General features: G+C 67.4%; 10 protein-coding genes. 9 read left to right on the top strand and 1 reads right to left on the bottom strand.

The window, feature by feature from the left end:
* The first annotated feature begins 4 nt into the window (after positions 1-4).
* The 8 genes from ACFE7U_RS10580 to ACFE7U_RS10545 all read left to right on the top strand — a co-directional run bounded on the left by ACFE7U_RS10580 (position 5) and on the right by ACFE7U_RS10545 (position 7965).
* On the top strand, positions 5-619 hold the full coding sequence (locus ACFE7U_RS10580; RefSeq protein WP_375409689.1) for a cytochrome b/b6 domain-containing protein: 615 nt from the start codon (positions 5-7) through the stop codon (positions 617-619).
* Positions 616-1383: a molybdopterin-dependent oxidoreductase gene (locus ACFE7U_RS10575; protein ID WP_375409682.1), complete on the top strand. Its 768-nt coding sequence runs from the start codon at positions 616-618 to the stop codon at positions 1381-1383. Before ACFE7U_RS10580 ends, ACFE7U_RS10575 begins: the two co-directional genes overlap by 4 nt.
* Positions 1384-1535: 152 nt before the next feature.
* The gene (locus ACFE7U_RS10570; protein WP_375409681.1) at positions 1536-2018 is read left to right on the top strand and encodes a hypothetical protein; all 483 of its coding nucleotides are present in this window, start codon (positions 1536-1538) and stop codon (positions 2016-2018) included.
* Positions 2019-2393: 375 nt separating this feature from the next.
* Positions 2394-3485: a Rieske 2Fe-2S domain-containing protein gene (locus tag ACFE7U_RS10565; protein ID WP_375409688.1), complete on the top strand. Its 1092-nt coding sequence runs from the start codon at positions 2394-2396 to the stop codon at positions 3483-3485.
* A gap of 85 nt (positions 3486-3570) precedes the next feature.
* On the top strand, positions 3571-3804 hold the full coding sequence (locus ACFE7U_RS10560) for a hypothetical protein (protein WP_375409680.1): 234 nt from the start codon (positions 3571-3573) through the stop codon (positions 3802-3804).
* Between the two features lie 31 nt (positions 3805-3835).
* Positions 3836-4891 carry an MBL fold metallo-hydrolase gene (locus ACFE7U_RS10555; protein WP_375409679.1) on the top strand — a complete coding sequence of 352 codons (1056 nt, stop codon included), beginning with the start codon at positions 3836-3838 and terminating at the stop codon, positions 4889-4891.
* Positions 4892-4994: 103 nt separating this feature from the next.
* Positions 4995-6695 (top strand): methyl-accepting chemotaxis protein, encoded by a 1701-nt coding sequence (locus ACFE7U_RS10550; RefSeq protein WP_375409678.1) that lies wholly within the window; start codon positions 4995-4997, stop codon positions 6693-6695.
* A 154-nt stretch (positions 6696-6849) separates the two neighbouring features.
* The gene (locus ACFE7U_RS10545) at positions 6850-7965 is read left to right on the top strand and encodes an EAL domain-containing protein (RefSeq protein ID WP_375409677.1); all 1116 of its coding nucleotides are present in this window, start codon (positions 6850-6852) and stop codon (positions 7963-7965) included.
* 59 nt (positions 7966-8024) lie between these two features.
* Here ACFE7U_RS10545 and ACFE7U_RS10540 read toward each other — a convergent pair whose 3' ends face one another.
* Entirely contained in the window at positions 8025-8636 is a 612-nt protein-coding gene (locus ACFE7U_RS10540) for an FMN-dependent NADH-azoreductase (protein ID WP_375409676.1), read from the bottom strand.
* 76 nt (positions 8637-8712) lie between these two features.
* Here ACFE7U_RS10540 and ACFE7U_RS10535 point away from each other — a divergent pair.
* A partial coding sequence (locus tag ACFE7U_RS10535) for a winged helix-turn-helix transcriptional regulator (RefSeq protein ID WP_375409675.1) occupies positions 8713-9092 on the top strand: 380 nt, incomplete at its 3' end.

The raw sequence follows: 9092 nt of genomic DNA, 5'->3' as shown, positions 1-9092 counted from the left end.
TCCCGTGATCCATACACGGGTGGTGCGCATCACCCATTGGGTCAACGCGCTCGCGATGCTCATCATGATCGCGAGCGGCTGGCGCATCTACAATGCCTCGCCGCTCTTCGAAGGCTTCGCCTTCCCCAAGGCCCTCACCCTCGGCGGCTGGCTGGGCGGCGCCCTGCAATGGCACTTCGCCGGCATGTGGCTGCTCGTGGCCAATGGTCTCGTCTACGTCGTCTCCGGCTTCGCCTCCGGCCATTTCCGCCGGCACTTCCTGCCCCTGCGCCCGTCCGAGATCGTCCGTGACGCCGTGGCCGCGGCGACGTTCCGCCTGCCCCACGTCGTCGGTGCCTACAACGCGGTCCAACGGCTTCTCTACGTGGTCGTCCTCGTCCTCGGCGTCATCGTGGTGCTGTCAGGACTGGCGATCTGGAAGCCAGTCCAGTTCCAGGAACTCGCCAGCGTGTTCGGCGGCTACGAAGGCGGCCGTCTCGTCCACTTCACCGCGATGGCGGGCATCGTCGGCTTCACCGTGATCCATCTGGCGCTCGTGATCCTGGTGCCCCGAACCCTCCCCGCGATGATCATCGGCCGCGACCTCCGGCTCGGCCACAAAACCACGGTGAAGCCATGAGCATCGACCCCATCCAGGCCCGCCCACGCCTCTCGCTCAAGGATCACAAGTCCGATCTGATCAACGTGGAACGCCGGCTCCTCCTGCGCGGCGGTCTCTCGCTCGGTGCCGTGTCCCTGCTGTCGGGCTGTTCCATCAGCGACAACGAGGGCATCGAGCGGGCGCTCGGCGCGATCTCGCGCTTCAACGACCGTGTCCAGGCCGTCCTGTTCAGCGGCACCCGGCTCGCGCCGACCTACACGGCCGCCGAGATCACGCCGGATTTCCCCTTCAACGCCTATTATCCCGAGAGCAAGGTCCGGGTGATCGACGGGGCCACCTGGAAACTCGCGTTGGCCGGGCGCATCGCGGACAAGACGCCCTGGACTCTGGACGCCCTGCGGACGCTGCCGCAGGAGAGCCAGATCACCCGGCACATCTGCGTCGAGGGCTGGAGCGCGATCGGGCAATGGGCGGGGGTGCCGTTCCGGACCTTCCTCGAGAGGATCGGGGCTGACACGAAGGCGGCCTATGTCGGTTTCACCTGCGGCGACGATTATCGTTCCAGCATCGACATGGCCACGGCCCTGCACCCGCAGACGATCCTGGCCCTCGATTATGCCGGCGCGCCGCTGCCGCCGAAATACGGATTTCCGGTCAAGCTGCGCATCCCGACCAAGCTCGGCTTCAAGAATCCCAAGCATATCATGGCGATCACCGTGACCAACGATCACCCCGGTGGCTACTGGGAGGACCAGGGCTACAACTGGTTCAGCGGTTCGTGACCGTCCCTACCGCCAGAGCAATGCCCGTCGAGGCCCAGGCGCGGCGCCTCGACGACGGCGACATCCTTCCGAGGCGTGAAGGTCACGCACGGCTCTTTACGGTTCGTTAAGTATGTTTTGATCGTATGCCTTCAGAACGCGAGGACACAGCGATGTCGGAAGCCGCCCGTCACTACCCCAGCCAGGACATACCCTCTCGCCCGGCTCCCGGACCCCTGCGCGATTGGCTCGCCGCGATGAAGGCGGCCACGAGCCAGCCGGGAGAGGGGCCGGCCGGACCCGCGCCGGAGCGTGACGAGAAGATTTCTGCCCAGCAGGCGGCCTCGGCCTGGTCGCCGCGCGTCGTCGCTCCTCCCATCTCCGCATCGACACCGTCGGGCGCGCACCATGCGGGCACTCCGGAGGCCGACGGCGACGTCGCCGACCTCATGGCCGAGAACATGATGCTGAAGGCCAAGCTGCGCATCGAGGGCGATCGCTACAACGAGCTCCAGGCCATCCTCGCCCAGGAACTGCGTGACCTGCGGGCGCATATCGACGACGAGATGGACGAGCTCAACGAGATCCGCGCCGAGCGCGACCTCTGGATGGCGCGCGCCGAGGCCCTGGCCCAGCCCCTGTTCCAGAAGCGCTGAACGGCAAGAACGCCGAGACGACTCCCGACACGACGAAGGGCCGCCCGATCACTCGGGCGGCCCTTCCATTGCCGAACCGCTTCACGCGTCCGGCCGAACCCTTACGGGACGCTCTGGCGCTTAATCGATCGCGCCGGAGGCGACAGTCCAGGTCCGGTGAGCCGGAGAGAGCGGCTGATGACAATGAGACACTGGATCACCTCCTTTCGTTCGTTGCGATGATGCGAAGGTATGTGGCGAATCCCGGTTTGAAAAGCCCGCCGCCGTCGACTGCGCTCTCTCGCCGCTGGCAGGGACCGCGCGGGTGGCTCCCGTTCCGGCCTGAGCGTATGAGGGCACACCTTCATGCCGACCGACGGACCCGTAGAGCCGATCATGCTGTCGAACCCGATCAGGCCGCTCGCACCCGAGCCCGAGGCGGCGCTCGATCCCGACGCCATGCGCCAGCCGCTGGCCAATGCCTGGTACTGCGTCGGCCGATCCGAGAGCTTCTCGCCGAAGAACTTGCGCGCGGTGGAGCTCGACGGCGAGCAGCTCGTCATGGGACGCGACGCATCCGGAGACTTCTTCGCCCTGCGAGACCGCTGCCCTCATCGCGGCATGGCCCTGTCCAAGGGACGCTATGACGACGGTGGGCTGACCTGTCCGTTTCACGGCTGGCGCTTCGGCACAGACGGGCGCTGCCGCGACGTGCCGACCCTGTCCGCATCGGATGCCGCGGATTTCTCCAAGATCGCGATCCAGCGCTTTCCCGTCCGGGAGAGCGCGGGCTTCGCCTGGGTGAACGTCCATCTCGGCCCGCAGGACGGCGTCGACGTGCCGGCACTGCCCGACCTCGGCTTCAAGGCGGCCGGACGTGTCGTGGTCGAACTCGTGGTGGAGGCCTCCTTCGATCTCACCACCCTGAGCCTGGTCGATCCCGGCCACGTCGCCTTCGTCCACGATTCCTGGTGGTTCCGTCCGTCCAAGACCCTGTGCGAAAAGGTGAAGACCTTCTCGCCGACGCCCCATGGCTTCACCATGACGAGCCACGGCACGGCCACGAGCTCGCCGGTCTACCGGCTGCTCGGCGGAGCTCCGGAGGTCGAGATCGAGTTCCGGCTGCCGGGATCGCGCCTCGAGCGAATCGAGGCGGGGGCGAAGCGCCTCGCCAACTACACCTTCGCGACTCCCCTCGGCCGCAACCGCACGATGCTGACCAATGCCCTCTACTGGAACGTGCCGGCGCTCAACCTCCTGAAGCCCGTCGCCCGGGTGCTGATGCGACAGTTCCTGACGCAGGATCAGCAGGTGCTCCAGTACGCGCAGGCCGGCCTCGATCGCAAGCCGACCATGGTGCTGTTCGGGCAGGGCGACCTGCCCTCGCAATGGTACTTCCGTCTGAAGCGCGAGGCCCTGGCGGCGCAGGCCGAGGGACGGGACTTCCGCAATCCGCTGCTGCGGCAGGAGCTGCGCTGGCGTTCCTGAGGGCGCTCCATCGGCGCGTCCTGAAACCTTTCCGGCCGGCGCGCCGTAGGGAGGCTGACCGGGATCCCAAGGTGAGGTTCGCCCTTTGCCGCACCATTATCTCGTCCGTCGTTCGCGACTGGGTCGGTTCAACTTCACCCTGCTCGCCCAGCACGGGCGCATCACCGGCGTCGTGACGGTCCCGACCGAGAACCGCTCGAAGGCCGAGGTCGAGCGGGCGGCGCACGAGAAGATCCGCGCCCTGGCTGCCGAACTCGCCGTGGCTGCAGGGGCACTCGAACCGGCGTCGGGCGGCGGTCCCGCGTCAGGCGAGGCTTGACGGAGCCGAGCGCGCGGCCATCTCGTTCCTGATGAAACGGCGAAGCCTGATCGCGGCCATGAGTGCCGCCACCGTCATGACCCTCGGCGGCGTCGGCTATGCCGCCCATCGTCGCCACCGCAATCCCTATTACGACGGTCCGGTCAGCGACCATTTCGACGGCGTTCGTTTTCATTCCCCCGATCAATCGGCGGACAAGACGATGATGGAGGTGGTGCGCTGGCAACTCGCTCGTTCGGGCGAAGCCTGGCCGGCGCGATTTCCGAGCCCCTATTCCGACACGCCGCCGCAGCGGGTCGACGGCCTGCGCGTGACCCTGATCGGCCATGCGAGCTACCTGTTCCAGGTGGCGGGCCGCAACATCCTGGTCGACCCGGTCTACGCGAAGCGGGCGAGCCCGGTGAGCCTGGCCGGGCCGAAGCGGGCCAATTCGCCCGGTATCCCCTTCGACAAGCTACCGCCGATCGACGTGGTCCTGATCACCCACAACCATTACGACCATCTCGACGGGCCGACGATGGCGCGGCTGTGGCAGGAACAGCAGCCCCTCATCGTGGCGCCGCTCGGCAACGACACGATCCTGCGCAGCTACGACGACACCATGCACGTCGTCGCCAAGGACTGGGACGAGGCCGTCGATCTCGGCGGCGGCGTCACCGTGCATCTCGTCGCGGCCAACCATTGGTCGGCTCGGGGCCTGAATGACCGCCGCATGGCGCTGTGGTGCTCCTACGTGCTGACCAGCCCGAGCGGCGTCCACTACCATTCCGGCGATACCGGCCTCGGCGACGGATCGATCTTCCGAGCGGCCAGGACGCGATTCGGCCCCGCTCGACTCGCGACCCTGCCGATCGGCGCCTACGAGCCGCGCTGGTTCATGAAGGGCCAGCACCTGAATCCGGCCGATGCAGTGGAAGCCGCGATCCTGCTCGACGCGAACCAGGCTCTGGGGCACCATTGGGGAACATTCCGCCTCACAGACGAAGGCATCGAGCGGCCGGTGGAGGCACTTGCCGCGGCCTGCGCGGAGCAAAGCGGGACGCTTTCCTTCAAGGCCATGCGGCCGGGCGAAGTCTGGTCCATCTGAATTCTTACCGCAAACGATTGGTCGCCGCGGCGCGTCAACTTAGCTTTAGATATTTTCTGCTTTTTCTATGCGACGGAGGGCGGTCCTCCTTGCGGTCCCCCCGATGCCATCCTTTCGCAGCCTCACGGCCAAGATCATCCTTCTGGCGGCGGTCGCGATGGCGGGAATGTCCGCCTTGCTCTGGTTCGCCACGGCGCGTGAGGTCGCGACGCAGCTCGATCTCCGGCAGCAGCAGGAAGGCGATCGGCATCTGCGGACGCTTGCGCTGGTCTTCGACGGACGGGTCGACGGCAGCAGGCTGAAGCTCGACGGCGACCGGGTCGCGACCGTCGAGGCGCCGAGCCTCGCCAACCTGTCCGACACCTCCGTCGTCGACATGGCGGTCGCCTATGCGGGCGGCACGGCCACGGTCTTCGCCTACGATGCCGGCCGCGACGCCTTCGTCCGCCGCATCACCACGGTGAAGAAGGAGAACGGGGAACGCGCCGTCGGCACGGTGCTGGCCGCGGATCATCCGGCCCAGGCCAAGATGCGCGCAGGCACGACCTATCGCGGACGGGCGACCCTATTCGGGCGCGATTTCTTCACCGTCTATCAGCCGACCCTCGACGGGGCCGGCAAGGTCAACGGCATCCTCTTCGTCGGCCTTCCTCTCGAGGCTTACAACGCCCTCTACAACTCCACCATGACGACCATGGGCTGGACCGCCCTCGGTGTCGCGCTGCTGGCCTGCCTGCTCGTCGGTTTCGCGGCCTTGCGCCTGCTACGCCCCCTCGCCGCCATCGCTGACCGGACCGAGAAGCTGGCCGCGGGCGATATCGACAGCCCGATCGCCTTCCTGTCGCGGCGCGACGAGATCGGCTCGGTTGCCAGGGCCCTCGACGGCCTCCTCGACACCAGCCGGCAGGCGCGCCTGCTCGAATCCGACCAGCGCGTCGCCTCGACGGACGAGCGTGGACGGCGTGTCCGGCTCGATGCCGAGATCGCGCGCTTCCGCAACACGGCCGCCGACGCCGTACGGTCCTTGGCCGAACGCATGACCACGATGCGCGGCCGCGCCACCGAGATGGCGTCCCTGTCGCACGATGCCCGTCGCGCCGCCGAGGGCGCATCCGACGGTTCGCGAGAGACTTCCTCGCACGTTCAGACCGTGGCGAGCGCGGCCGAGCAGCTCTCGGCCTCGATCGGCGAGATCGGCGCCCGGATCGCTGAGGCCAAGCGCGAGGTCGAGGGCGCCTTCGGCGAGGCGGCGGCGACCAACCGGCAGATCGGCGAACTCGCCACCACGGCACAGCGCATCGGCGACGTCGTCGGCCTGATCCGTGCCATCGCCGCCCAGACCAACCTCCTGGCGCTCAACGCGACGATCGAGGCCGCGCGAGCCGGCGAGGCGGGCCGGGGCTTTGCCGTGGTCGCCTCCGAGGTCAAGCAGCTCGCCAGCCAGACCGCCAAGGCCACCGACGAGATCGCGAGCCAGATCGCATCGGTTCAATTGTCGACCGGCACCGCCGTCGAGGCGATCGGCCGGGTGACGGGGCGCATGGCGACGATCAGCGCCACCACGGCCGACCTCGCCGACGCGGTGACCGCCCAGGGTGCGGCCACCAGCGAGATCTCGCGCAATGCCGCGGAGACCGCTGGAACCTCCGTCGCCATCGCCCGCGACCTCGATACGGTCACCGACGCCTCCCAGCGCACGGCCACCATGGCGGGAAGCGTGCAGGACACCGCGACCGCCGTCGAGACCGTCGCCGCCGGCCTGGAGGCCGAGATCGACCGCTTCCTCAAGGCGGTTGCCGCCTGAAGGGCCCGAGTCCAACCGCAGGTCGCATGGAGGCTCGTCCGTAACGGCGTCTTAAGGACGTGCCGTCATCGTTGGCGAAGCGCTCGGACGTCGATCGCGTCGGTCGCAGCCAACGGATCGCGCCCGACAGCATGTCTCCCGCCAAGATCGGAACATGGGTTCCTTGACCCGCTTCACCACTTCGGCGCCCGGACGTCGACGCAGATCGCTGCCGGCCCTGCTCAAGCAGCGGCCGGGACTGCCGATCCGGCCGGTGTTCCAGCCGATCGTCGATCTCAGAAACGGCTGCGTCTCCGGCTTCGAGGCACTGGCCCGGCTCATGCAGAACGGGGCGAGCGCTCCCCACGCCGATTTCCTGGCCGGCCTTCCCCGGGCCGACCGCCTCTGGTTGTTCGAGACCATGCTCGACCAGTCCCTGGCGGCGATGAAGGGATTCGCCGGCCCGGAGCCGGGCCTCTCGATCTCGGTGAACGTCGAACGCTTCCTCTTCCTCGAAGAGGCTTTCCTGACGTCGCTGACGCAGATTCTCGACGCCCACGCCTACCAGGGCTCCGGCCTCGTGCTGGAATTTCTCGAAGAGGGCATCATCGAGGACGAGGCCAGGATGATCGAGGCCATCGCCCGGGTGAGACGGCTCGGCGTTCGCGTCGCCCTCGACGATCTCGGCAGAGCGCATTCGTCCCTCATCGACATCAAGACCCTGCCGGTCGACATCCTCAAGCTCGACCAGAGCTTCGTGCGAGGACTCGCCAAGGCGCCGCACGACCTGCAATTCGTGCTCAGCCTCCTCTCCCTGGCTCGCGGCCTCGGCAAGGCACTGGTGATCGAAGGGGTCGAGACCGCGGAGATCCTCGACGCGCTCATGATCCTCGGGGTCGAGTTCGCGCAGGGCTACGGCATCGCGCGGCCGATGCCGGCGGACCAGGTCCGGCCTTGGCTCGACAGCTACAAGGTTCCCGTCGCGACGCGCTCGCCGAGATCGCTGCTCGGTAGCTTCGCCAGCCACCTCATGGTGGTGGAGACCTGCCGGATCCTCATGCACCAGCCGCTTCCGGTCGCCCGGAAGGAGAAATCCAAGAACCCCGACAATTGCGAGATCGGGCGCTATTTCAACCGTTGCGGCCTGCACGACACCGCCTTCGGTGCGGCGCACAAGCAGTTCCACCGGGTCATGACCTGCTACGGCTCGGATTATCCGTCCTGGAAGGCGGGTGCCGACGGCTTCGCCGACACATTGGCGGCCGCGATCGCCCAAACGCCGACCGCATAGTCACCATCGGCCTGCGGCGAGCCGCAGCGGCGCGTCGCGGGCCGGATTCGATGCCAAAGTCAGGCGGAGCGAAGCTCGCTCACCGCCTTCAACGCACCGGCCAGCGCCGTCTCGCGCAACTCTGGACCGACCGCGATCCCCTCCGCCACGATGATCTCGGGGTTCGTCACTCCGATGAAGCCGAGCACCGTGCGCAGGTAGGTCTCTGCGTGCTCGGCCGCCGCCTGCGGCGTGTCAGCGCCGTAGAAGCCGCCACGCGCCAGGGCGACGATGACCCGCTTGTCGCCGACGAGGCCGATCGCGCCGGTCTCGCCGTACCGGAAGGTCTTGCCCGCCACAAGGATGCGATCAATCCAGGCCTTGAGCTGGCTGGAGATGGTGAAGTTGTACATCGGCGCTCCGATCACGACGATATCGGCGGCGAGGAACTCGTCGAGGACCTGAACGCCCAGGGCGACGTCGTGCTGCACGTCGGGGGTGTTCGTGGCGTTCGGCTGCTGGCCCGCCAGGGTGGCGCCGGACAGGTGCGGGATCGGAGTGGCGGCGAGGTCGCGATCGGTGACCTTGAGCTGGGGCATCTCGGCCTTGAGCCGATCCGCGATCGCAGCGGAGATGGTCCGGCTTACGGAGTGGATGCCGAGGATGCTGCCGTCGACGTGAAGGAGTTTCATGTTCGGTTCCTGGTATCAGACTTGTACCGAGGCGCTATAGATGACCGATTGCGTCGCTTCGCAAGGAGGCACAGTCTTGGAACTCAGGCACATCGAAGTGACCGCCGAACCCATCGATCCCGGCTCGCACGATTGCCGCCTCGTCGGTTCGGTGCTGTCGCGCATCGGCGACAAGTGGAGCGTCCTGGTCGTGATGACGCTCAGCGACGGGCCGCGGCGCTTCAACGAGTTGAAGCGGATCATCGGCGGTATCTCGCAGCGCATGCTGACCTTCACGCTGCGTGGTCTCGAACGAGACGGCCTCGTGACCCGCACGATGTTTCCCACCATCCCACCAAGGGTCGATTACGAGCTGACGGACCTCGGGCGCTCGTTGCACGTTCCGGTCATGGCCCTGGGGACATGGGCCTTCGCGCATCTTCCCGAGATCCAGGAGGCGCGCAGCCGGTTCGACCG

The organism is uncultured Methylobacterium sp. (assembly GCF_964251405.1).
GTDB lineage: Bacteria > Pseudomonadota > Alphaproteobacteria > Rhizobiales > Beijerinckiaceae > Methylobacterium.
This window is presented reverse-complemented; position numbering and strand designations above follow the sequence as displayed.

Excerpts from the sequence above, each read along its gene's own strand:
- ACFE7U_RS10575 (WP_375409682.1), top strand. The coding sequence starts at position 616 with ATGAGCATCGACCCCATCCAGGCCCGCCCACGCCTCTCGCTCAAGGAT.
- ACFE7U_RS10570 (WP_375409681.1), top strand. The coding sequence starts at position 1,536 with ATGTCGGAAGCCGCCCGTCACTACCCCAGCCAGGACATACCCTCTCGC.
- ACFE7U_RS10555 (WP_375409679.1), top strand. The coding sequence starts at position 3,836 with ATGAAACGGCGAAGCCTGATCGCGGCCATGAGTGCCGCCACCGTCATG.
- ACFE7U_RS10565 (WP_375409688.1), top strand. The coding sequence starts at position 2,394 with ATGCTGTCGAACCCGATCAGGCCGCTCGCACCCGAGCCCGAGGCGGCG.
- ACFE7U_RS10550 (WP_375409678.1), top strand. The coding sequence starts at position 4,995 with ATGCCATCCTTTCGCAGCCTCACGGCCAAGATCATCCTTCTGGCGGCG.
- ACFE7U_RS10545 (WP_375409677.1), top strand. The coding sequence starts at position 6,850 with ATGGGTTCCTTGACCCGCTTCACCACTTCGGCGCCCGGACGTCGACGC.
- ACFE7U_RS10540 (WP_375409676.1), bottom strand. The coding sequence starts at position 8,636 with ATGAAACTCCTTCACGTCGACGGCAGCATCCTCGGCATCCACTCCGTA.